This is a genomic window from Gracilibacillus dipsosauri, assembly GCF_003176895.1.
In the GTDB taxonomy this organism is placed as follows: Bacteria; Bacillota; Bacilli; order Bacillales; family Amphibacillaceae; genus Gracilibacillus; species Gracilibacillus dipsosauri.
Genome location: NZ_QGTD01000011.1, coordinates 88,401 through 113,217 on the forward strand (window position 1 = coordinate 88,401; position 24,817 = coordinate 113,217).

Genomic DNA, 24,817 nt, shown 5'->3' on the forward strand with positions numbered 1-24,817 from the left:
GTCATGACTTCTCGTACGAAAGGAATATCCGATGGAAAAGTATTTGACTTCTTGGTTGGCGTAATGTCTTTCATTATTTTGGCAGTGGTGCTATATCCTTTGATTTTTGTTGTAAGTGCTTCCTTTAGTGATCCTTCAAGAGTGATGAATGGCGAAATGTGGTTATTGCCGAAAGGCTTTACTGTAGATGCCTATACGGAAATCTTTAAGAATAGTGACATTTGGAATGGCTATAAAAACACATTTATCTATACAACATTAGGTACCTTTATCAATATTATTCTAAGTACACTTGCTGCTTATCCACTATCGAGGCGAGATTTACCTGGTAGGAACATCTTTATGTTTTTAATAACATTTACGATGTTTTTTCATGGAGGTCTAATTCCAACCTTTTTAGTTGTCCAAGATTTAGGGATGGTAGACACGATTTGGGCTATGGTTATTCCAAATGCAATTGCGACCTATAATTTAATTGTCATGAGAACATATTTTCAAACAAGCATACCATGGGAGCTTCAAGAATCCGCCATGATTGATGGTTGTTCTAATATTAAGCTTTTATTTAAGATTATTTTGCCACTGTCCAAGCCGATTATTGCAGTAATGGTTTTGTTCTATGCAGTGGGGCATTGGAATGCATTTTTCAATGCATTAATTTATTTGCGAGATGATCAACTTTACCCATTACAGCTCATCCTTCGAGAGATCTTACTTGTCAATCAACTAAGTGGTACAGAGTCCGCTGGTATGTTTGGCATGGATGAAAAGATATTACTCGGTGAAAGTATTAAATATGCCTTAGTAGTCGTTGCTAGCGTGCCAGTACTAATTATGTATCCATTTGTACAAAAGCACTTTGTAAAAGGTGTCATGATTGGTTCTATAAAAGGATAAGCACAATTTTGATAATATTTATAAAAGCGAAGGAGCTGAACATGATGAATAAATTCACTTTATCCTTCATCACTTGTTTGATTGGCTGTTTTGTATTTTTTCCTTCTATTTCTTTAGGTTATAGTAATCCATTAGATATACCTGATTCCTGGGTGTGGGATCATGGAGGATTCTATGGAGAAGGGGATCCTTATATACTTAAGCATAACGGAATATACTACCTCTATGTGAGTACAGTCGATGATAAGAGTGGAGTAAAGGTATGGAAATCTAATAATCTAATAGATTGGGAGTATGGTGGTCTGGTCACAGAAGAAGCAAGTACAAAAGCAGCATATGCGCCAGAAGTAACGTATTGGAATGGTGCTTTTTATATGTACACATCTCCAGGAGGTAATGGTCACTATGTATATAAAAGTGACAGTCCTCTTGGTCCTTTTAAGAAACAAACAGAGAATCTAGGGATGGGTATAGATGGCCATGTGTTTATAGATGATGATGGTAAGTGGTATTTTTATAGCACAGGATCGAATCAGATTATAGCTAGGCCAATGAGTGATCCCTATACCTTCGGTGAACCAGTGGATACGGGAGCTGCTATGAACGGCTGGACAGAAGGAGCTACACTACTTAAAAGAAATGGGAAATATTTTATGACCTATACTGGTAACCATATATGGAATAAAGCATACCGAATTAACTATAGTAGCAGTGATGTGCCAACAAATGGCTTTGGAGATGATTCCTATCAAAATCCAATTATCATTCAAACCGAAGGATCACATACAGGATTAGGTCATAATTCCATTATTAAAGGCCCAGATCTCGATACTGATTATATCGTTTACCATAGTCATGCTAATCCAGGACGAGAAACGAATATCGATAGAATTGTTTGGAATGGGGATAAAATGCTTACTCTTGGCCCAACGACGACGGCACAGCCTAATCCAGATATGCCTGAATTTAGTGATCTATTTAAAAGAGATATAATCGGTGACGACTGGGAGAACGTTAATGGCGGAGATTGGAAAATAAGTAATAAGAAATGGTTATCTCAAGATAAAAAAGGGGATGAAAACTGGTATCGATTAGTCACAACGGAAAAAACAGCTGAAAATTATACAGCGGAGTTCAATATGAAGATGAAAGAACAGGGAACTAGTGATAATCCTAGATTTGGAGCGATATTTTCCTACACAGATGAAGAAAATTATGGTGTGGCGCTGTTAAGCCCTAAGAAAAATCGATTAGAAACCTTCTTTAAAGTAGATGGTATTGATCAAGGGTGGGAGAGCACAGATTTACCATCTGGATATGACTACTCTAATCTTCATCAAATTCGAGTGGAAAAAGAAGACGACACCTTTAAGATTTACGTTGATGGAATGTTAAAACAAACGAGAAAGGGTCTTAAACTGAATGGTGGAAAAACAGGATATACCACTCAAGATTTAAGTGCGCACTTTGGTTATGTTGCCTTTAGTAATAAAGTAAATGGAAGCAATGCCTTTGATGCTTATAAGCCTTTACCTGGATCAATTGAAGCTGTACATTACAACACTGGCGGGGACGGAAAAGGATATCATGAATTAACAGATAAAATTAATTTGGAGTACAGAAAAGATACAGTAGATATTGAACGTAATTCTGAAGGTGGATATATGGTTGGATCCAATCAGAAAGGTGAATGGCTGAAGTATAACACGAATATAAGTGCGAGTGGGAAATATGATTTGTCCTTGAGAGTAGCATCTGAAGAAGAAAATACTAGAGTAAAGCTTTGGTTGGATGAAGAAACGGATTTAACTGGAATAGTAGCCATTCCAGACACAGATGGCAATTGGCAGAATATCCTCGTGGATGGAGTTGCGTTGCCAGAAGGAAAACACACGATTAAGGTGGAAGTACTTGAAGGTTCCTTCGATTTTTCTCAATTGAAAGTGAACAAGCATAAAAAAGTAACTGCTCTTTACGATGACTTTAATGATGGGAATGATGAAGGTTGGACTAGCTATGATGGTGACTTTATAGTGGACACGAATTTGCCAAGTCCTTTTGATGCCTATAAACCAGTGCCAGGGAAAATAGAAGCACCATATTACAATACAGGCGGAGAAGGCGTTGCTTATCATGATAGAACATCGGATAATATTGGTGGCGTTCTTCGAGAGGATGCGGTCGATATTCGGAACAAACCCCAAGGCGGTATGGCGGTTGGATGGAACCAGACAGGTGAATGGCTAAAATATAATATAAACGTAAAAGAAAGTGGTGAATATCATTTCAGTATTGATACAGCTACTACGTTTACGAATGCCAAAATGAGATTATGGCTAGATGACGAAATAGACTTAACTGGCGTAGTGGATGTTCCGAGTACAGGTGACTGGAATAATTGGAATCCCGTTATGGTCGAAGGGATACGCTTACCTGAGGGTGAACATACAATTAAACTAGAAATAGTCAATGGAGAATTTGATTTTGCCAGCCTTCAGTTTGCTTCTTATGAAATTTACAAGCCTCTTCCTGGATTACTTGAAGCAGAAGATTATAATTCTGGTGGTCCAGGAGTAGCTTATCTGGATAATACGGAAGGTAACAGTGGTGGTGAATATCGCCACGAGGATGTGGATATTCGACTGCTACCTCACGGTGGATATGCTATAGAAAGCTTCGAACAGGGAGAATGGTTGAAATATAACGTCGATATTAGTGAGGAAGGCAATTACGGCTTGGATTTAGTGGTATCTTCAACCGATGACAATGCCCAAGTAAAATTAAAGTTAGATGATGAAGCTATTTCAGATACGATAACCATTCCTAACACCGGTGGCAATAACAATTGGGAAACTATTACTTTTAACGATATTCCATTACCAGAAGGCAAGCATGTAATTACCGTGGAAGCAGTAGAGGGCGAATTTGAACTTTCCAAAATGATCGTGCAAACCTTTGATAATCATAAAGAACTCCCAGGCACCATAAAGGCTGTAGACTATATCACTGGTGGTGAAGGTGTGGGCTACCACGATCTTACTGCTGGTAATACGGGAGGAGAGTTCCGTGAGGATGATGTAGATATGAGAGTACACCCAGACGGTTCTTATAATATTGGGTGGAATCAAAAAGGAGAATGGTATAAATATAATGTAAATGTAAGTGAAGGTGACAACTATACGTTGGATATGAAGGTTGCCACAACTTTTAAAGATAGCCAGGTAAGATTATGGCTAGATGATGAGATTGATTTAACAGGAGTAATAGATATACCAAGTACAGATAGCTGGGACGACTGGTCAAGTGTCATTAAAGAGAACATCTCATTACCTGCTGGAGACCATACGATTACAGTAGAAGTTGTAAATGGCGAGTTCGATTTTCATAGCTTTCGGTTTTATCAAGGGCCGAAAGAAGAAATGGAAATAGAAGGGGAGTATACCGCAAGCCTTGGAACATTCGCAAAATCGGTTATCGGGGAAAAAGATTGGAAAGATTACAGTGTGGAAGCAGATATTAATTTAGTGGATGGCAATGGTGAAGCCGGATTAATTTTTAGAGTAAACAACCCAGCCGATGGAATCGAATATAATCAAAACAGATCAGACTTCATGCAAGGCTATGTAGCCTATCTAGATGAAGATGGGGTGCATCTAGGAAAACTAAATTATAATTGGGGGTATTTGGATGGGGTGAAGATATCTGGTATAAAGGATGAGTGGCAGCATATGAAGGTAGAAGTGTTAGGATCCAATATTCGTGTATATGTAGGGGATATGGAGACCCCGAAAATTGATTATGATGATCATAGTGTCACGGCAATTAGTCATGGGAAAGTTGGGGTGAAAAGCTTATTTAGTAACGCTAAAATTGACAATTTCCTTGTAAAACCTATAGATATTAATCATCTTTCAATTGAGGAAATACTCAAAACAAATGAGAAGCTCGGTAACCTAAGTACACCCTTGTATAGGAAATTATACAATAAATTAAATCAATCACAGCATCATATGGACAAAGGTCGGATCGGACAAGCAACAAAGCACCTTAAGGACCTACTAATGAATCTAGAAAGAAATAAAGAAAAAATGGCTTTCCGTATTTATGAACAATTAAAATATGATGTAAATTATTTGATAGAATATTTGCAAAATAAATAAGAAATATTTTAGTTATTAATCCTTGTGCTAATTTTTCTTAAGACCCCACTTCAACATTGGGAAGTGGGGAATCTCTGTCAGAAAATGTCCAATGGAAGATTTCATTTAATGGGAGGTTAGGAAAATGAGTGGATTTAATGGGTTAGGAATGGGCTTAGGAAGCTTATCGAGATTATCCAAAGCGAAAACAAGGTCGATTAGTGCAGAAAACTTTGATGGGGGAAAAGGTAGAGGGGGAATGGCAACAGAAGGAACAGGTGCAGAAGCAGCAAGAGACTTAGGTCAAGGATGGAAGGTTTCCCCGTCTGTGATGTTGAAATCGAACACTTCTTTTACGATTGCTAATATAGAAGGGCCTGGTGTTATCCAGCACATTTGGATGACTACTTTCCCAGCACATTGGCGCGATTTAATTATCCAAATGTTCTGGGACGATGAAGATCATCCCTCCGTCGAAGTTCCATTTGGTGATTTTTTCTGTAACGGATGGAACGAGAGATGTCATGTTAATTCGATACCGATATCTGTTAATCCTGCTGGGGGAATGAATGCCTATTGGGAAATGCCGTTTAGAAAGTCAGCAAATATGAAGGTCGTTAATCTCAGTGATCAGGAATTCCCTCTATATTATCAAGTGGATTATAGCTTAACTGACATCCCAGAAGATGTTGGGTATTTTCACGCACAGTGGAATAGGAGTAATCCGTTGGCTTATAAAGAAGTTCATACAATTGTTGATGGAATTATGGGTCATGGTCATTACGTAGGTACTTATTTGGCATGGCAAGTAAACAGTAATCAATGGTGGGGCGAGGGAGAGATTAAGTTTTATATGGATGGAGACGAGGATTTTCCGACGATATGTGGAACTGGGACAGAGGATTATTTTGGCGGTGCCTGGAATTTTGAACAACCAAAAGGGGAGTATGGTCAATATTCAACAGCTTTTTTAGGTATGCCCCAAGTGATTAAACCTGATGGGCTTTACCGAGCGAATCAACGATTTGGAATGTATAGATGGCATATCATGGACCCAATACGCTTTGAAGAAGATTTGAGGGTAACCATTCAAGCTCTAGGGTGGCGTTCAGGAGGAAGGTACCTCCCGTTGCAAGACGATATTTCTTCTGTAGCTTATTGGTATCAAACGGAACCGCATGGGGATTTTCCAACACTACCTAATAAAGATGCGTTGGAAATTATTTAGATGGTGAATAAAAATCTTCTATTACGTTACCTAGCTATAAACCATCTATAATTTGCTTATTTTTTTGTATAACCTATGATAGAATGAATACAAATAAAAACTGGAAGCTTCAATTATAAATGGGAAATAGGTAGCCGTAAAATAGAAGGTGGGCATAGACTATGTTAGTTGCAGAAAGACACCAACGCATTGTGGAGGAAGTGAATCAGAAAAAAAGTGTGCGGGTATCAGAATTATCTGCACTTTTCTCCGTAACAGATGAAACAATCAGAAGAGATTTAGAGAAGCTAGAAAAGGAAAAAAAGCTAGCCAGAAGCCATGGAGGAGCTGTAAGTATTGAACCTTCTTCAGATGGACCAGAGATTCCTTTTCAAGAACGGGAAATTACTCATGTAGAGGAAAAGAAACAAATAGCAAAAGAAGCGGTAAAACACATTGTAGAGACCGATAAGATCTTATTAGACGCTAGTACAACCGCTTTATATGTTGCCAAAAATTTACCGAATATACCCATTACCGTTTTAACTAATTCGGTGAATGTTGTCTTAGAATTAAGTAAAAAACATCATGTAACGGTTATTTCAACTGGTGGGACGTTACTTGCCCGCTCCTTTTCATATGTCGGTCCCCTAGCAGAGCGTTCGATTGATTTATATCATGTGAATAAGGCATTTCTTTCTTGTAAAGGGATCCATTTCGAAAAAGGCATTAGTGAGTCCAATGAACAACAGGCACGTGTCAAACAGAAGATGATCGAGATTGCAGATACGACTTATATATTAGCAGATCATCATAAATTTCATCAACAAGCCTTTGCACATGTTTCGAAATTAGATCAAGTTCAACGGATTGTAACAGATAGCCAAGTGGATGAAGAGGATGTTCATCAAATAGAAGAATTAGGATTACAAGTGATCAAAGCCATTACTTAACTTGTAGAGACACTTAGTAAGAAATTACTAGGTGTTTTTATTTGTCGTAATATGATAGTATAATAGTATCATAACTTAGGTTATCCGATAAACAAAGTCGCGGAGTGATAGAATGCTCAAACATATTAAAAAGTGGAATACATTAAGAAATCAATTACTAGTCGTCTATTTATTCGTTATCTTACTAGTACTAATCATAGTTAGTGCCATTACTTACATTTCGGTAGAGGATTTGTTACAAAATAATGCAGAAGAACAAATTAGACAAACGGCTATTGAATCAAGTGGCCGTTATGATTCTTTATACGAGCAATTAAATATGGTAACGAAACAAGTAATTACGAATGAAGAAGTACAACATACCCTATTCAATGAAACAAGAGGAGATACCATTACATTTGACCAAAGACAATCCTTAATGAATACCGTGAATCTAATTCAAGCAAATGCGGATGGTATTTATTCCATCGAAATTTATACAAAAAATTACGAGCGTGTCATCCCGATTGATTCTACGAGTCTAGTTGATAGGGTAAATAAAAAGTGGATTACAGCTGCCAATGAAGCAAGAGGGGGATTAATCTGGCTTGGTGAAGACCCATATGACGAAAATTATTTTTTGGTTGGTCGTCAAATCAACTTAGTCGATCGGAATTTTCTTAGAGGTGGTTACATCCTTGCAAGGATAAGCAGAAGTCATTTTCAGCTTAATCCTACTAAGCAGGAGGAGGGGCTCAAGGATTATACGGTGGTGTTAGATGAACAGAATAGACCAATCGTTTCTAATTTTAATGGAGATAGGAATCGTTTACTGCATACGGATTCGGACAGGCTCATGATCGATGATGAAGAATATATGATTGTACAACATACCTCAGAACTCACAGGCTGGACCACTTATATGTTAACACCTGTTAGGCATCTAACCGATGGGATGTCTACCGTTCAGGCAGGGATTGTAGTGGCAGGAATAATTGGTATTATGATTTTCTTAGTATCCTCCTATTTTTTATCTACGTTTATCACCAAGCCGATTACACGATTAACGAAAACAATGCGTGAAGCAGGGGAAGGTGTGCTTGCACAGAATCCTGTCATTCCATCAACGAACGAAATAAATGAATTAAATCAAACCTATAACCAGCTAGCAGCTGAGACGAACTATCTTGTGCAAATGGTCTATGAAAAAGAGCTATTAAAGAATAGAACAGAGCTGAAGGCATTACAAGCACAAATTCACCCACATTTCCTTTTTAATACATTAGATGCCTTGTACTGGTCATTAGATGAGAAGGAAGAAGAGGAATTAGCCAATGTTGTACTAGCGATGTCAGAGCTATTCCGTTATACGATTACAAAGGAAAATGAAGAGGAGTGGGTAATGATTAAAGACGAACTAGCCCACATTGAAAGATATATGGAAATCATGCGCATGAGATTTGGAGATCGATTAAATTGGGAAAAGGAAGTAGATTTTCAATGGTTAGATGCAAAAATTCCGAAGCTGATGATTCAGCCAATCGTAGAGAATGCAATATTACATGGGGCTGGAAATGTAGTTGGCCCATGTCATGTGACGGTTAATATTGAAAAAACGGAGCTAGAAAATCGATTGCGTATTTCAGTAATTGATAATGGACCAGGTATGAATCAAGAAATGCTTGCACATGTCAACAGCCTGATGAGTGGTTATCACAAAAACAAAAGAGGTTCAGGACTAGCTTTATATAATGTTCAGAAGAGACTGAATTTATTTTTTGAAGAAAAGGAATATCAGCCAATTGTGATTGAAAGCGAAGAGAAAAAGGGTACGAGGGTTAGCTTTGAAATTCCGATAAGGAGCTGAGAGTGAATGGAACGAAAAGTGATATTAGTAGTGGATGATGAGCCTAGAAGTCGCCAAGGGATAAAAAAGACAATAGAGAGAAACGCCATTGACCGATACGAGGTACTAACGGCAGAAAATGCAACAGAAGCAATCAAGCAAATTCATCAACAAAAGGTCCATGTTTTAATAACAGATATTCGCATGCCTGAGGTAACAGGACTAGAGATGTTACAGCAATTAAAGGAAAAGGCCCAAGATCCAGTAGTAATCATTATCTCTGCTTACTCTGAATTTGACTATGCTCATCAAGCACTGGAGCTAGGTGTGGTCAATTATTTGTTAAAGCCGATTGCGAAAGAAAAGCTAATGGAAGCAATCGAGAAGGCGATAGCAATGGAAGAAGAATTAAAAAGAAGAGGGATGGTAAAGAGAATCGTAGATGAAAAATGGATGGAAGTAAGCAATGAAACATCCTATAACCGAGCCGTAAAAGAAACGATCGCCTTTATTGAATCGCATTTTGCTGAGGAGCTTACTCTGAAAAAAGTTGCAGGAGAAGTCCATCTAAATGCTAGTTATTTAAGTGCACTCTTCAAAGAAGAACTGAATATGACCTTTAGTGAATATCTCACTCGCAGAAGATTGCAGGAAGCAAAAAAGCTATTATTATCAACTGATTTAACCATTTCTGAAATCGCAGAACAAATAGGTTATCAAACTTCTAAATATTTTATCAAGCTATTTAAGCAATATGAAAATATGACACCAAATGTGTATCGAAAAAGTAATTGAAAACGATTTCTAAAATTAGTGGTATTTTACCTAATCATTGATACCTTACAGAGAAAAAAACTTGGTGCTAAACTGAAATGGCAATGAAAAAACATATTTCAAGGGGGTTTTACAATGAAGGGTAAATGGAAGAAGAGTTTGTTCGTTTTGTCTCTCGCTTTTGTTTTCATTCTTGCAGCATGTGGAGGAAATTCTGAATCTGAAACGAGTGATGATTCAAATGAAAGCGGTTCAGACTCAGGGAAGAAGACGATTGAATTTATGCACTTATGGCCAGAAGGTAGTTCTAAACAGCATCATGAAATCGTCAATAATATTATTAAAGAATTTGAAGAAGAAAATCCAGACGTTAAGGTGGAAGTGGAGATATTAGGAAATGAACAATATAAAGAAAAATTAAAGGTTTTATCCACCTCTAATGAGCTTCCTGATGTGGGAATGGCATGGCCAGCTGGATTTTTGGAGCCATATGTAAGCGGTAATATGTTTGCTTCATTAGATGATGTTCTTGAAGGTCCATTAAAAGACAAATTTGTAGCTGGTACTGCAGAAGCTTATCAAATTGATGGAACGACTTATAGTTTACCATTAGAATTAAATATTACGCCAATCTATTACAACAAACGTATTTTTGATGAAAATGGAGTGGAAGTTCCAAAGACATATGAGGAGTTAAAAGCTGCGATTCAAACATTGGCAGATAATGGCGTTACTCCTGTAGCTCTTGGAAACAAGGATCGTTGGACTGGGTCTATGTGGTATATGTACTTAGCTGATCGTATTGGTGGTCCAGAAGTATTGAATAATGCGATTAATCGCACAGGTAGCTTTGAAGATCCTGCATTGATTCAAGCAGCAGAGGAGATTCAAGAGCTTGTAGATATGAATACATTTATCAATGGTTTTAACGGTCTTGGTAATGACGAAGCAAAAGGATATTTTATTAATGAACAAGCAGCCATGTATCTTATGGCAACTTGGGATTTACCAGAATGGACTACTAATGAAGATAATCCAAAGGAATTTAGAGATTCTGTGGAATATATGAAGTTTCCAACGGTTGAAGGCGGAAAAGGCGATATAAATAGCTTCGTAGGTGGTCCAGGTGTTGGATTATTTGTGGCAGAAAATTCAGATGTAAAAGAAGAAGCAAAAGATTTTGTTGCCTTTTTTGTAGAAAAATGGGGCGAAAAATCGGTTACAGATGCTGGTGTTATCCCTGCGACAAAAGTAAACACAGAAGGTATGGAGTTACCACAAATGTATATTGATATCTTAAATGATTTAAATGAAGCATCTAATTTAACACTTTATGCAGATGTACAAATGAGTCCAAGTGTTGCAGAAGTTCATCTAGATATGATACAAGCATTATTTGGTAAAGCTGTTACACCAGAGGAATTTGCAAAAGAGCAAGAAGATGCACTAGCAGCAGAAGAATAAATTAGTATTCTCTATCGAAGTAACCAATCAATCATTATACAACAACTTCGAAAAGGAACTGTCTTAAAAGCTAGTTTACAAATGTATGGAACTTGTCATTGCTCCAGTCCGCCGTGAGCTAGCTTTGAGTACAGCTCCTTTTCTTTTCTAAAAATAAGGAGAAGGGGATTTTTCTATGAACAAAGTAATGTCAAATAAACTAGTCATTGCTTTATATGTATTGCCAGCGCTAATACTAATCGTTGCTTTAATTTATGGGCCGATTTTATTAACTGGATACTATGGGCTAATGGAATGGAATGGTATTGGTCCCATGACATTTATTGGTCTTGAAAATTATATGGAATTAGTAAAAGATGCGAAGTTCTGGGAAAGTGCAGGACATTCCTTTTTACTAGCATTATTTTCAACGATCAGTCTTGCAGGATATTTAATTATTTCTTTAATATTAGCTGGAAAAATAAAAGGATCTAATCTATTAAGAAAAATTTACTTAATCCCAATGCTGTTGTCATCTGTTGCGATTGCGCAGCTATGGATTAAGATATATGATCCAAATAATGGAATGTTAAATAGTTTATTAATGAGCTTAGGTGTTGAGTCTCCTCCAGCATGGCTTGCAGATCCTAATTTAGTTTTATATGCAATTTTTGTAGCGATCTTATGGCAATATGCAGGCTTTTATATCATCATCTACTATGCCGCTTTAAAAGGTATTCCAGAATCGTTGATTGAAGCAGCAAAGATTGATGGAGCAAATCCTATACAAATTGCTTATAAAATTAAGGTACCTTTAATTTCCGGGGTTATAAAAGTAACCGTCGTTTTAGCTATTGTTGGGTCATTGAAATATTTTGATTTAATTTATGTGATGACCGGTGGTGGACCAAATGGAGCGAGTGAAGTGATTGCTTCCTATATGTATCAAAAGGCCTTTGGAAGCTATGAGTTTGGCTATGGTAGTGCAGTAGCATTCTTCCTATTGATCATTACCTTAATCGTAACATGGTTGACTCGTAAGCTGACGGCTTCAGAAGATGAAGTGCAATATTAATGGAAGGAAGGTATAACAGGATGGCTTTGAGTAGACAAAACGTTAAGTCCGACCAAAGTGCTTGGACAAGAATTGGTATGACTGTGCTTTATATAGCTTTAATTATAGTAGCTATTTTTCAAATATATCCATTAATCTGGTTGTTTCTATTTTCGCTAAAAAGTAATGCAGAGGTATTTGGATTGTCTCCATTCGCTTTACCACAAGAACCGAAATGGGAGAATTATGTTAGGGTATGGACAGACGGTAATATTGATCTCTATTTCTTTAATAGTGTCTGGATTACAATAGTATCGGTTATTTTAACGGTATTACTTGCAAGCTTTGTCACATTTGCGATAACGAGAATGCAATGGAAGCTAAATAAGCTCGTTCTTGGATTATTTATGGTTGGCTTGATGGTTCCCATTCATTCTGCCTTAATTCCACTATTTGATTTTTTCTTACAGCTAGACTTAGTAGATCATCCGTTATCGATTATTTTATCCTATACGGCTTTTAATTTACCTTTGACCATTATGATTTTATTAGGATTTTATTACACGTTACCACGTGAGGTAGAGGAAGCTGCTGTCGTAGATGGTTGTTCTGTTCATCGTATCTTCTTCCAAATCACATTACCAATGACAACACCGGTGATGGCGACAACAGCGATCATTAATATGATCTACAACTGGAATGAGTTTGTCTTTGTAAATACATTTATTAGCTCAGATAAATTTAAGACATTAACAGTAGGTATCCAAAATTTTATCGGTCAATATTTGACAGATTGGGGTGCGATTGGGGCAACACTAGTCATTAGTATTATCCCGATTTTAATTGCCTTTTTAATCCTAAGTGATCGTATCGTAGAAGGGATTGCAGCGGGATCGATCAAAGGTTAAATTTTATATAGCTTGATGAAAACCTGAAGCTTTTAAGGAGCTTCAGGTTTTACTACTTTCTTCTAATAGCTTCTCTTGTTTCGCCTCAACTCTCTTAAATGTGAGATAACTATTCCCCATTATTAGAAAGGCGATGATACTTCCACTAAAGAATGGAATTAATCCAGGTATTGCTTGCATGACGAATAGAAGGATGATAATACTTACAACTAAAGCAATGTTATGCATTGGATGTAATAACATGAGGAAGAATGCATTTCTCCATATTTGTGTAAACCGGACATCGTAATGTACATATACCGGAATCACATAAAGGATAGTTAAACTAATTAAGAACATAAATAGATATAATGGAATTTTAATAATATCATGAAATCCACCTTGATTCATGCCGATGTATTGAAAATTAACATAGAACAAAAAGGCAATGATCATAATAATTAAACCGATTACATTACTCTTTAAAAATTCTTGTTTATACGTTTTCCAAAAGGTTGAAAATACCGGATCATCGATATTCCCCATAATCCATTGCCTAACAAGCGTAAACATGGCTACCGTCGCAGGGAAAAACCCGAATACGACTAACCCGAGTAAGGAAAAACCTATCCACAGGATATTAACATAGGCAAAGCGCGTAATCCATTCTGTTCCTTTATATAAAGCATTCATTATTTATAATCTCCCCTGCTTATTTGTGATATCTCTATTTTAACATAAAGTAGTGCCATATTGCGGATGAAAATGGACAGAAATAAGCTCAAAATGTAAGAATAATAGGTTAAATCAATAAAAATATGTAAACGTTTAATTGATAAAATAGTGTTAAGTGTTAAGAGAAAGAAATTTAGAAAGGGTTGTGGTCAAATGAAAAAAATATGGTTAATTAGTGCATTGTGTATGGTTGCTTGTTTGATCGTTGCATGTAGTAATAATACGACAAGTAAGAAAGAGAATGACTCCTCTAGCTCAAGCAATTCAGATGGCCCTTTTGAAATGTCAGTCATGCTGAATCTTCACACACCTGAAGTCCCTCAAGATAAATTAGAGAAATTGCTCGAAGAAAAAACAAATACAGAGCTGGAAATACAATGGGTACCAGATGGCAATTATGAGGAGCGTGTGAATACAGCTTTCTCAACTAATACATTGCCTGATGCCTTTTTAGTTAAGACAGAACAGTTTGTTCAATTTAAGGATGCTATTCGGGATGGACAATTTTGGGAGATTGGGCCATATTTAGAGGAATTCGAAAATTTAAGTAAACTAAGAGAAAGCACACTAGAAAATTCGAAGGTAGATGGTGGATTATATTCTTTATATATGGGGCGTCCCTTATCCCGATCTGGTCTTATTTACAGAAAGGATTGGGCTGATAACCTAGGAATCGAAACACCAAAAACCATCGATGAATTCTATGAAATGCTCCGTGCTTTTACAGAAGACGATCCAGATGGTAATGGAAAGAACGATACGATCGGTCTTACAGACAGAGGAAATTTAGGTACTTTTGTAACCGTCTTTTCATGGATGGGTGGACCTAACAGATGGGGAGAACAGGATGGTAAGCTATTACCAGAGTTTATGTTTCCGGAATATAAAGAGGCGATGGATTTCTTTAAGGATTTGCACAGTAATGGCTATATGAATAAGGATGCACAAGTAACGAGCAAAACAGATCAGCAGGAAATGATGAAAAATGGGACAGCAGGCGCCTATATTGGCTCCATGCAGGATGTTCACGGAATCTATCAAGATGCAAAAGTGATTAATCCTGATGTTTCCTTTGATGTACATAATTATATTGAGGGGGCAAATGGTGAGTTCGGACTTCGAGCGATCCCTGGCTATGGTAGTCTTATCATGTTTCCGAAATCAGCTATCACATCAGAAGAGGAGCTGAAGGAAGTACTGAAATTCTTTGATTATTTAATGACAAAAGAAGGAGCTAACTTGCTCATCTGGGGTCAGGAAGGAGAGCACTACGAAGTGGTAGATGGCCGTGCGGATGTCATTGACCAAGATAAATTCGATGTAGAAATCAAGCCATATACAGCTTTTGAAATAGGAGAGCCGATGACTAATGGCAGATATGAATCCTATTATGATTATGAACCAGCAGCAAAAGCAACAGAATTATATAAGGATAATGATAATTATGTCGTCAATGACTTAAGTGTGGGGCTTGATTCGGAGACATATATTAAAAATGCAGGTACATTGGATCAAATTATCGAAGATGCTACCTATCAATATATTCAAGGTCAAACAGATGAAGCAGGTTTTGATGCAGCAATAGAAAAGTGGAAAGAAGCAGGCGGTGAGGAAGTAATAAAAGAGTACAATGAGCAATGGAGTAAATAAAAAAGGATAATAATGGACATGTGCAGGGGCAAGGAGAGCTGTTGCACATGTTTTTTTATTGCTTAGGAAATTATAAAATTTTAGGTTGTGGATAACATATAGAACCATGATTAGCCACTTCCAGCTCCGAGCGCCAGAAACTAGGCGACTTCCCGAAAGCGCCCTACGATAAGTCATCATCGGTTCGTAACCTCACCGTGATTCCTTTATCTCAGTTGCTTCGCTCCAGCCGCTACGTTTCTAAGCAGGCGCTCTGCGCTTTTGTTCTTGGTTTTTTACTGAAGATTTCTTCCATCAACTATGGTCATAGGTATTATGACACTTTCTAGATTTTGTGAAATCCGATATGCTAAAACTACTTCACCATACTTTGAGGAGGGGTAGTTTTGGTTGATAAGGTTAATGTCTCATTGAGAAATCAATCCTTTTACCTAGATTATTCACGAGGATATGAGAATAGCCAGGATATGCAACATTATCACCTTCATCAAGATTATGAGATCCTATATCTTTTAGAAGGCGAAAAAATTCTTTTTATGAATGGTGGAAAATTTACGGTTAAAAAGGATCATATCATGTTCATTGATAAAAATGTAATGCACAAAACGATTGTCAATGACCACAAGTATCAACGAATTGTCATGAACTTTAGAGATGGTTTCCTGTTGAAGGAGGACCAGGCACTAATTATGAGTCTATTTAAGCAGGGGCCACTTATGTTATCGATAAGGAATCAACAACACTTACCCTTTATTTTAGAGAAAATGCTAAAGGAATATTTCCTCAACAAGCAAGACAGTTACCGTTATTTGCAATTGTTATTATCTCAGTTTCTAACAGAATGTAAGCGATTACTAAACGAACAAACACCATCTTTAGAGCAAGAACACGTCCATCCGTCATCTGAAATTATTGACGATCTTATAGCATATATTAATGAGCATTTCCATCAAGAGATTACATTGTCCGTGCTTGCTGAGTCATTTTACCTTCATGAGCAATCCATTAGTAAGCTATTTAAAAAGTCGATAGGGTGTAGCTTTATTGAGTATTTAAATGCAGTAAGAATAACAGAGGCTAAACGACTGTTAACAGAGACAACTATGAAAATAAATCAAATTATGAAGCGAGCGGGTTATACGAACCATGTCCACTTTTGGAGAATATTCAAAAAATTAACAGGTCTATCCCCAAATGAATACCGAGAACAAGAGATATCTAAGATAAATAGAACCATATAATGTGGATAAAGTATACCTATCCACAAAAATCTGTGGATAGGTATAGAATGTGTGGATGATTCTAATCCTTATTTTTTGGCATTATGGAACGATTACGAAAAAATATATAAATCCGAAAAAGGTGATGAGAACAAGCATGTTGAGTCTTATAAACAACTTTTGTGGATAACCTGTGGGTATGTTTGATCCCTTGTGTATAATTTTCTGTGCAAAAGCTTTCCAGGATGAAAACGAATTCTTTTTTAATCCAAGGAAAAAGACGTATAATGTTAGTTGAGACTCTGGACAAAGTCTAAGAAAACCTATGACTGATAACAAAGGAAAGGGAGATTACATGGAGTATCGTCAATTTGGTAAAACAGATATGAAAATAAGTGAATTAAGCTTTGGTACTTGGGCAATTGGGGGAGCTTGGGGAAAAACAAATGACCAAGAGGCATTAAATGGACTAGCCCGTGCGATGGAAGCAGGAGTTAACTTTTTTGATACAGCAGATGTTTATGGTGATGGTCATAGTGAAGAGCTATTAGCAAAAGCCACAAAGGGCAAAGAGGATAAAATATATATCGCGACGAAGTTTTGTCGTGCTGGTGATATTCATGATCCAGAGAACTATTCAGAGGAGTCTGTCACCAATTATGTCGATAATAGCCTAAGACGTCTTAAGCGAGAGCAACTAGATCTCCTCCAAATTCACTGTCCACCCATTGAAATATTACGAGATGGGTCGGTATTTGAAGTATTGGACAAGCTACAACAAAAAGGGAAAATTCGCCATTATGGTGTAAGTGTGGAAACAGTAGAGGAAGGTTTGCTTTCCATGGAGAATCCTAATGTAGCTGCTTTGCAGGTGATTTTTAACATCTTTCGTCAAAAACCAATGATGGAGTTATTTCCAGTGGCGAAAAAGAAAAAGGTGGGAATTCTCGCAAGGGTGCCATTAGCTAGTGGTCTTTTAACAGGTAAATTTCAATCCAACCATCAATTTGAGGCAGATGATCATCGCCACTTTAATCAAAACGGGGAAGCCTTTAATGTTGGGGAAACCTTTGCTGGACTTCCGTTTCATAAAGGTGTAGAGCTTAGCAGACAATTAGAATGGATTGCGGACAGGAGAGGTAATATGACTCGTGCTGCCTTAAAGTGGATATTAAGTCATGATGCCGTTACTTCTGTAATACCAGGCTTCAAAACAGTCCAACAAGTAGAGGATAATTTAGCAGCAATGAATGTGCCTGAATTCTCAGAATCTGAACTAGAAAAATTACGTGAATTTTACCAATTAGAAGTTCATGATTCTATCCGTGGGCCATATTAATAAAGAGAGGAAATTTTTTCAATAAATGCTTGCAATCTATCCGATGAAAAGGTATACTTCTAAGGGATTAACCAAAAAATAGGTAAAGGAGGTCACGTGAGATGAGGAAAATAACGAAGAATAAACCACCTAAATTAAATAATGAAATGAACGTGACCATGCCTATATGGATTTTGCATCTTGATAAATAAAAGGGATGCTTTTACAGGATATTTGAGCTATCAGTGTGTCGCGATTTCTTAGTAGATCGCGACATTTTTGGTTTATCGCAACGCTAATCGTCCACTATCCATTTACTTTACGCTACGGTCGTGTCGGGTTAATGGACGCTAAGCCTACGATAAGTTTCTTTAACCAACAATAGGGGATAAGAATACCCCACTGTTGGAAGTCTCAATTGATAGCTTATTAATGAAACACACTTGGCTTTAGGTCTGGTGTGTTTTTTTAGTTTACGTTTGGAACATATAAATTTTTTGCAGGGAGTAAAGCGATGAAGCGAAAATTTTGAAGTCCAAAGTATAAGAAAAGCTAACGCATCCGCTAAAAGACGAGCGAATGCGAGTGTTTTTCTAATCGATACAAGAGATTGTTTCATGTGATCAGAAAGGGGTGGATAATATGAAGGAACTCGAATGGGAGGATCGTTATGGAGGTAGTTAGCTAATGTGATGAGGAGGAGTAACAATGTTTAGTGTAATGAAAAAATTATCATGGTATTTTAAAGAACAATGGGTGCGTTACATACTTGCTATTCTCGCACTGACGACATCAAGCTTATTATTTATCATTCCACCTATGATTGTGGGAGATATTATTGATGCCATTCAGACGAATCAGCTTAGCTATCAAGCATTAGCGCAAGCGACATGGCTGTTTGTCATTTTATTAGTCGTGATCTATCTCTTATCCTTCTTCTGGGGACATACGTTGTTTGGAAGAGCGATATTTTTAGAGAGAACATTACGTTCAAAACTAATGCATCATTTTATGAAAATGACGCCATCCTTTTATAGTCGTTACCGTACAGGAGATTTAATGGCACGGTCTACGAATGATTTACGAGCAGTGGCGACAACAGCTGGATTTGGGATTTTAACACTAATCGATTCAACGGTTTTTATGGCATTCATCATTGGGGTGATGTTTGTTGTGATTGATTGGAAATTAACGCTTGCTGCTTTAATTCCTCTACCTGTTATGGCATTAATAATGCAAAAATACGGTGCCAAGATCCATACAAGGTTTATGAAGGCACAAGCATTGTTTAGTGAATTAAATAATAATACGTTGGAATCGATCCAAGGTGTACGTGTTATTCGAGCATTTACCCAAGAAAAACAAGACGAACATCGCTTTAATGAAAAAGCAGAGGAAGTTTTTCAAAAAAATATTGCAGTTGCAAAATTAGATGCGCTTTTTGAACCAACTATCAAAATATTAGTAGGTTTATCCTACACCATTGGGTTAGGCTATGGTGCTTATCTAGTTATTCATGGGGATATTACGATAGGGCAGCTCGTCACCTTTAATGTGTATTTAGGAATGCTAATTTGGCCGATGTTTGCAGTAGGAGAATTAATTAATGTAATGCAACGAGGGAATGCATCACTGGATCGAATTGAAAATGTACTTGAACAAAAAGCGGATGTAAAGGATCCTTCAAAACCAATAGAGGTTAAAGCACCAGAGAACATCGTGTTTCAAGACCTTTCTTTTCAATATCCAGAAACAGATGCTATAGACTTGAAGAATATTAATCTTGAAATAACAAAGGGTGAAACTATTGGTATTGTAGGCATGACTGGAGCGGGTAAAACAACGCTTGTCAAGCAGCTTTTGAGAGAGTATCCGCCTGCTAAAGAAGGGAAACTTTTTATCAATCGTACACCTATTGAAGAGATTGCCTTAAAGAAAACAAGAGGCTGGATTGGTTATGTACCACAGGATCATATTTTATTTTCGAAAACGGTAAGAGAGAATATTATGTTCGGTCATGCGGAAGCGACGGAGAAGGATATACAGCATATCTTAGAGGCTGCATCCCTACTAGAGGATATCGAGAATTTACCTCAAGGCTTAGAGACACTTGTCGGGGAGAGTGGTGTCACCCTGTCAGGTGGACAGAAGCAACGGGTTTCGCTGGCGAGAGCCTTAATAAAAAATCCGGAAATTTTAATTCTAGATGACTCCTTATCGGCAGTAGATGGAAAAACCGAAGCAAATATTATTAAACATTTAAAACAAGAACGTGCAGGGAAAACAACGATTATTGTGGCGCACCGTCTATCTGCTGTAAAGCATGCCGATCAAATATTGGTCTTGGAAGACGGACAAATAAAGGAGCAAGGAAGACACGATGAGCTGATGCTTGAACATGGTTGGTATTATCACCAATTTCTAATCCAGCAAATGAAGGGAGGGGAAACGGCATGAACAAACAAACAACAGAAAAGCGACTATTTCAATATGCGCTTTATTTTAAGAAGACAATTATTATTGGATTGGTCTGTTTAATGTTTGCCGTAGCATTTGAATTAAGTGGACCGTTTATCGCTAAGCGACTAATTGATCAGCATATAGTCGGTGTAGAAAATCATTATGTTATCACAGACAGTCAAGATGGTGTTGATTTGGAGGGAAAGCATTATGTCCGAGTAGACAGAGCAAAAGGTAAGAATCCAACACCTGATGTGACATTATTTCAGGATGGATTAACCTTTTATTTATTAGAAGGAAAGGTTCCATTACAATCCACGATCAAAGATGTAAATGGTTCCGCAGTCACATTAGCATATCAAGAGGAAAGCATAGAAGTGGCTGGAGAGAAATTATCGGCTACGGAAGTTTTCGCTTTTTTCAAAGGAGAGATGAAACCGGTCATCTGGTTACTTGTCCTCTATATGGCACTCATCTTACTCGCTTCCATCTTTGTATATTATAAAACTTATTTATTACAATATGCTTCCAACCGTATTATTCAAAAAATGCGTAAGGATGTTTTTCATCATATCCAAAGGCTACCAATCCAATACTTTGTGGATCAACCAGCAGGTAAAATCGTAGCAAGAGTGACAAATGATACAGAAGCAATACGAGAATTATATGTGAAAGTGTTAGAGGTATTTGCCTCTGGGATAATATATATTTTTGGTATTTATGTTGCCTTATTTCTCTTAGATGTTCAATTGGCGTTGATCTCCTTAGTATTAGTCCCGATTCTATATATTTGGATGAAGGTATACAAAAAAATTGGAGGCCATTACAATCGTATCATTCGAGAAACAAACAGTAATATTAATGCAAATATCAATGAATCGATCCAAGGAATGACTGTTATTCAAGCTTATGATCAGACTGAGCGAATGCGACAAGAGTTTGAGGTTTTGAATGAAAAGCAATGCACTTATCAAACAAAGATGAACACATTTAATGCGATGTCTTCGTTTAACTTAGTAGATCTATTAAGAAATATAGCATTTGTTGCATTTATCTTATATTTTGGTACCCACGCATTAGATGGAGTAACTATTGCCTCCGCTGGTTTACTGTATGCGTTAGTGGACTTATTGACCCGTTTATTTGAACCAGTCAATCAAATCGTAAGTCAGCTTGAGCAATTGGAACAGGCCAGAGCCTCTGGAAGTAGAGTATTCCATTTACTCGATGAAAAAACAGAGGACATGAATGATCGTCGAATCTCTCGTTATCACGGTGAGGTGCAATTTGAAAATGTTTCTTTTGCGTATAAAAAAGAGGAGTATGTACTAAAGAAAATTAGCTTTAATATAAAGCCAGGGGAAACGGCTGCATTTGTAGGACACACTGGATCTGGAAAAAGTACGATTATGAATCTGCTTTTCCGATTTTATGATCCAACAAATGGACGCATACTTATTGACGGGGAAGATACGACAACCTACGCCAAGCAACAAGTAAGACAGCATATTGGCATTGTATTACAAGATCCATTTATTTTTACTGGTACGGTTCTATCTAACATAACGATGAATGATCCTTCTATTAGTAAGGAGACAGCAATAGAAGCATTAAAAGCAGTAGGAGCTGATCGTTTTATTGAAAAACTTCCACGAAAATATGAAGAACCTGTAAAAGAAAAAGGAAATGAATTCTCAACAGGTCAACGACAGCTCTTATCATTTGCACGAGCGCTTGCCTTTGATCCAGCGATTTTGATCCTAGATGAGGCGACCGCGAATATTGATACAGAGACAGAAGGGCTTATTCAAGAGGCTCTCGAAGTTTTAAAAGAAGGGAGAACGACCTTAATTATTGCGCATCGATTATCCACTATCCAACAGGCTGATCAAATCTTTGTATTGAAACATGGGCAAATCATAGAGACGGGGAACCACCAATCACTCCTAGAAGCTGAGGGAGAATACTTCAAGATGTATGAAATGCAGCTAGGTAGAAACAACGAAAATGCTTCATAAACATTTACGAGATGAAGCGATAGCGGAACCATGTTATACTTAATGAAGTATCTTAAGAAAGTTGGGGAAAAGCATGCAGCGCGGCAGTTTTCAATGGATGAAATCCTTAAATAAAGCAATCATTTTAAACAAAATACGGACATCAGGTTCTATCTCGCGGGCTCAAATTGCTAAAGAAACGGAGCTCACACCACCAACTGTTGGAACAATCGTGAAAGAGCTTTTGGATCAGGAATTGATTAAAGAGAGTGAGCTAGGAGAATCCCAAGGTGGGAGAAAACCAACCATGCTTGTATTAAATACAACAGGTTTTCACATTATCGGGATTGATGCTGGGCCTAGTAATATCTTATTTATTTTGTCTGACCTGTCAGGAAATGTAGTAGATAAGATTGATAGAGAGATCGGAAATCCAATAAATGAAACAAAATTTCTTGAGCTTCTCACACATGGTGTGCAGCAATTGATCGAACAAAATTCTCAATTAAAGTTTATCGGAATCGGAGTAGCTATGCACGGGGTAGTAGATTCTGAAGCAGGATTGGCTATTTTTGCCCCTAATTTACAACTACGAAACATTCCTATTAAACAACATCTAGAATCTACCTTTGATATGGAAGTAAAGGTAGAAAATGATGCAAAATCACTCGCCCTCGGAGAGGCATGGTTTGATGACAATCAAATATCATACAAAAGTATGGTAGCAGTAAATGTTGGTCGTGGAATCGGTGCTGGTATGGTGATTAACGGGAAAGTCTACAATGGAGAGCATGGTATAGCTGGTGAGATTGGTCATATGATGATTGATATTAATGGCAAGAGATGTACATGTGGTAACAAGGGCTGCTTACAAACACTAGCTTCAGGTCCAGCAATAGCCGATAGAGCGATGGAATTATTGAAACATGGAGAGAAAAGTGTACTGGCGGAGCACCAAATAGTCACTGCCAAAAAAGTTTATGAAGCAGCGGAACAGGAAGATGTTTTAGCGAAGCAGTTATTATATGAAACAGGAGTCTATCTCGGCATTGCCTTTACGAACCTTATCCATATCTCGAACCCGAGTAAGATTATTATCGGTGGTGGAGTTTCCAAAGCTGGTAAGCACCTCTTAGCGCCAATAACGGAAACAATTAGAAAAAGGGCTATATCAGAAAAAGCGCAGAACACTCCTGTTACGATTTCTACATTAGGGGATTATGGGTCTTCCTTAGGTGCGGTTGGACTCGTTTTAAGTGAACTTTTTGAACCGAATGTATAACTAATCAATAGGTGCTGAAATGTTAGAACTTCCTTTCATTAATGAGTAAAATGTCCTATAATAGTGAGTGTTTAGAACAAATCTTAATGAAAAGAGTTGTTACGATTGACGGAGAAATTACGATATACCTTTTCTATTTCGGAGAACCCTTTGCCTTTATATATCGAGAGTATTGGCTATAACCCTGAAGAGCTAGACTTTGATCGTCCAGAAGGCTATCCTTACTATCATTGGTTACAAACAGTGAAAGGGGAAGGGATGATTGAATTGGCTAATCAAACCTTCTCACTACCTGTTGGAAAAGGAGTATTGTTAACCCCATATACGCCACATAAGTATTACTCTGACCATGATGCAGAGGAGCTTTGGGAAACCTATTATATTACTTTTACAGGTGCCGCGATTGATCCGATCCTTAATTCTCTTGATATGAACTATTCTGCCTTTTACGAAGAAACTGATAATATATCATTTCCTCTTCATATTGAGAATATATTGAAGAAGCTTGTCAATGATGATGCCCCACATCATTTAGCCTACGAAACTTCAGCTGATTTGTATCAATTTTTAATGCATCTTAAAAAATTTGGGAAAGTGAATAATCAGCTATCGATCTTGCAGTCGTTTGAGAAAATTAGATATATCGTAGAATGGTTAGAACAAGTATACCCACAAGATATTGGCTTAATGGAGATTTCGGAAAAAGCAAAGGTAAGCTCACAACATCTAAATACGATGTTTCATGATACTTTTGGCATAAGTCCATATTCCTTCTTAGTGCAATTAAGAATAAGGGAAGCAAAAAGAATTTTAATCACCAATCCAGAGCTATCGCTAAAGGAAATTGCGAAAAAGGTTGGCTTTAATGCGGTTAGCCATTTTGTCACAACCTTTAAGAAAAGAGAAGGAGTTACACCTAGTATGTATCGAAACCTGCATCAATAGGATGCAGGTTTGTTTTTTGAAAGTAAGTTAG

General features: G+C 37.3%; 17 protein-coding genes. 16 read left to right on the forward strand and 1 reads right to left on the reverse strand.

The window, feature by feature from the left end:
• Positions 1 to 3 precede the first annotated feature (3 nt).
• From DLJ74_RS12535 to DLJ74_RS12575, 9 genes are all read left to right on the forward strand, one after another.
• A complete protein-coding gene (locus tag DLJ74_RS12535) occupies positions 4 to 897 on the forward strand; it encodes a carbohydrate ABC transporter permease (protein ID WP_109984727.1) in 894 nt (297 codons plus the stop codon).
• 44 nt (positions 898 to 941) lie between these two features.
• Complete coding sequence (locus DLJ74_RS12540; protein WP_109984728.1) at positions 942 to 5,057, forward strand: carbohydrate-binding protein; 4,116 nt, start codon at positions 942 to 944, stop codon at positions 5,055 to 5,057.
• A 124-nt stretch (positions 5,058 to 5,181) separates the two neighbouring features.
• On the forward strand, positions 5,182 to 6,264 hold the full coding sequence (locus tag DLJ74_RS12545; protein ID WP_109984729.1) for a glycoside hydrolase family 172 protein: 1,083 nt from the start codon (positions 5,182 to 5,184) through the stop codon (positions 6,262 to 6,264).
• 161 nt (positions 6,265 to 6,425) lie between these two features.
• Positions 6,426 to 7,196 (forward strand): DeoR/GlpR family DNA-binding transcription regulator, encoded by a 771-nt coding sequence (locus DLJ74_RS12550; RefSeq protein ID WP_109984730.1) that lies wholly within the window; start codon positions 6,426 to 6,428, stop codon positions 7,194 to 7,196.
• A 112-nt stretch (positions 7,197 to 7,308) separates the two neighbouring features.
• Positions 7,309 to 9,042: a sensor histidine kinase gene (locus DLJ74_RS12555; protein ID WP_109984731.1), complete on the forward strand. Its 1,734-nt coding sequence runs from the start codon at positions 7,309 to 7,311 to the stop codon at positions 9,040 to 9,042.
• Positions 9,043 to 9,048: 6 nt separating this feature from the next.
• Positions 9,049 to 9,816 (forward strand): response regulator transcription factor, encoded by a 768-nt coding sequence (locus tag DLJ74_RS12560; protein ID WP_054860705.1) that lies wholly within the window; start codon positions 9,049 to 9,051, stop codon positions 9,814 to 9,816.
• Between the two features lie 114 nt (positions 9,817 to 9,930).
• Positions 9,931 to 11,259, forward strand: coding sequence for an ABC transporter substrate-binding protein (locus DLJ74_RS12565; protein ID WP_109984732.1), 1,329 nt, complete (start codon positions 9,931 to 9,933; stop codon positions 11,257 to 11,259).
• A gap of 175 nt (positions 11,260 to 11,434) precedes the next feature.
• On the forward strand, positions 11,435 to 12,313 hold the full coding sequence (locus DLJ74_RS12570; protein WP_054789188.1) for a carbohydrate ABC transporter permease: 879 nt from the start codon (positions 11,435 to 11,437) through the stop codon (positions 12,311 to 12,313).
• Positions 12,314 to 12,333: 20 nt separating this feature from the next.
• Positions 12,334 to 13,200 carry a carbohydrate ABC transporter permease gene (locus DLJ74_RS12575; protein WP_109984733.1) on the forward strand — a complete coding sequence of 289 codons (867 nt, stop codon included), beginning with the start codon at positions 12,334 to 12,336 and terminating at the stop codon, positions 13,198 to 13,200.
• A 42-nt stretch (positions 13,201 to 13,242) separates the two neighbouring features.
• Here DLJ74_RS12575 and DLJ74_RS12580 read toward each other — a convergent pair whose 3' ends face one another.
• Positions 13,243 to 13,872: a YesL family protein gene (locus DLJ74_RS12580; RefSeq protein ID WP_245902332.1), complete on the reverse strand. Its 630-nt coding sequence runs from the start codon at positions 13,870 to 13,872 to the stop codon at positions 13,243 to 13,245.
• Between the two features lie 195 nt (positions 13,873 to 14,067).
• Between DLJ74_RS12580 and DLJ74_RS12585 the strand changes: the two genes are divergently transcribed.
• The 7 genes from DLJ74_RS12585 to DLJ74_RS12615 all read left to right on the forward strand — a co-directional run bounded on the left by DLJ74_RS12585 (position 14,068) and on the right by DLJ74_RS12615 (position 24,786).
• Positions 14,068 to 15,564 carry an extracellular solute-binding protein gene (locus DLJ74_RS12585; RefSeq protein WP_245902333.1) on the forward strand — a complete coding sequence of 499 codons (1,497 nt, stop codon included), beginning with the start codon at positions 14,068 to 14,070 and terminating at the stop codon, positions 15,562 to 15,564.
• Positions 15,565 to 15,950: 386 nt separating this feature from the next.
• Positions 15,951 to 16,805, forward strand: a complete 855-nt coding sequence (locus DLJ74_RS12590; RefSeq protein WP_109984735.1) for an AraC family transcriptional regulator — start codon at positions 15,951 to 15,953, stop codon at positions 16,803 to 16,805.
• Between the two features lie 334 nt (positions 16,806 to 17,139).
• Complete coding sequence (locus DLJ74_RS12595; RefSeq protein WP_109984736.1) at positions 17,140 to 18,123, forward strand: aldo/keto reductase; 984 nt, start codon at positions 17,140 to 17,142, stop codon at positions 18,121 to 18,123.
• A gap of 687 nt (positions 18,124 to 18,810) precedes the next feature.
• Positions 18,811 to 20,559, forward strand: a complete 1,749-nt coding sequence (locus tag DLJ74_RS12600; protein ID WP_109984737.1) for an ABC transporter ATP-binding protein — start codon at positions 18,811 to 18,813, stop codon at positions 20,557 to 20,559.
• Complete coding sequence (locus DLJ74_RS12605; protein WP_109984738.1) at positions 20,556 to 22,580, forward strand: ABC transporter ATP-binding protein; 2,025 nt, start codon at positions 20,556 to 20,558, stop codon at positions 22,578 to 22,580. Before DLJ74_RS12600 ends, DLJ74_RS12605 begins: the two co-directional genes overlap by 4 nt.
• A 73-nt stretch (positions 22,581 to 22,653) precedes the next feature.
• Positions 22,654 to 23,841 carry an ROK family transcriptional regulator gene (locus DLJ74_RS12610; RefSeq protein WP_109984739.1) on the forward strand — a complete coding sequence of 396 codons (1,188 nt, stop codon included), beginning with the start codon at positions 22,654 to 22,656 and terminating at the stop codon, positions 23,839 to 23,841.
• 105 nt (positions 23,842 to 23,946) lie between these two features.
• Positions 23,947 to 24,786: an AraC family transcriptional regulator gene (locus DLJ74_RS12615; RefSeq protein WP_109984740.1), complete on the forward strand. Its 840-nt coding sequence runs from the start codon at positions 23,947 to 23,949 to the stop codon at positions 24,784 to 24,786.
• Positions 24,787 to 24,817: the final 31 nt, after the last annotated feature.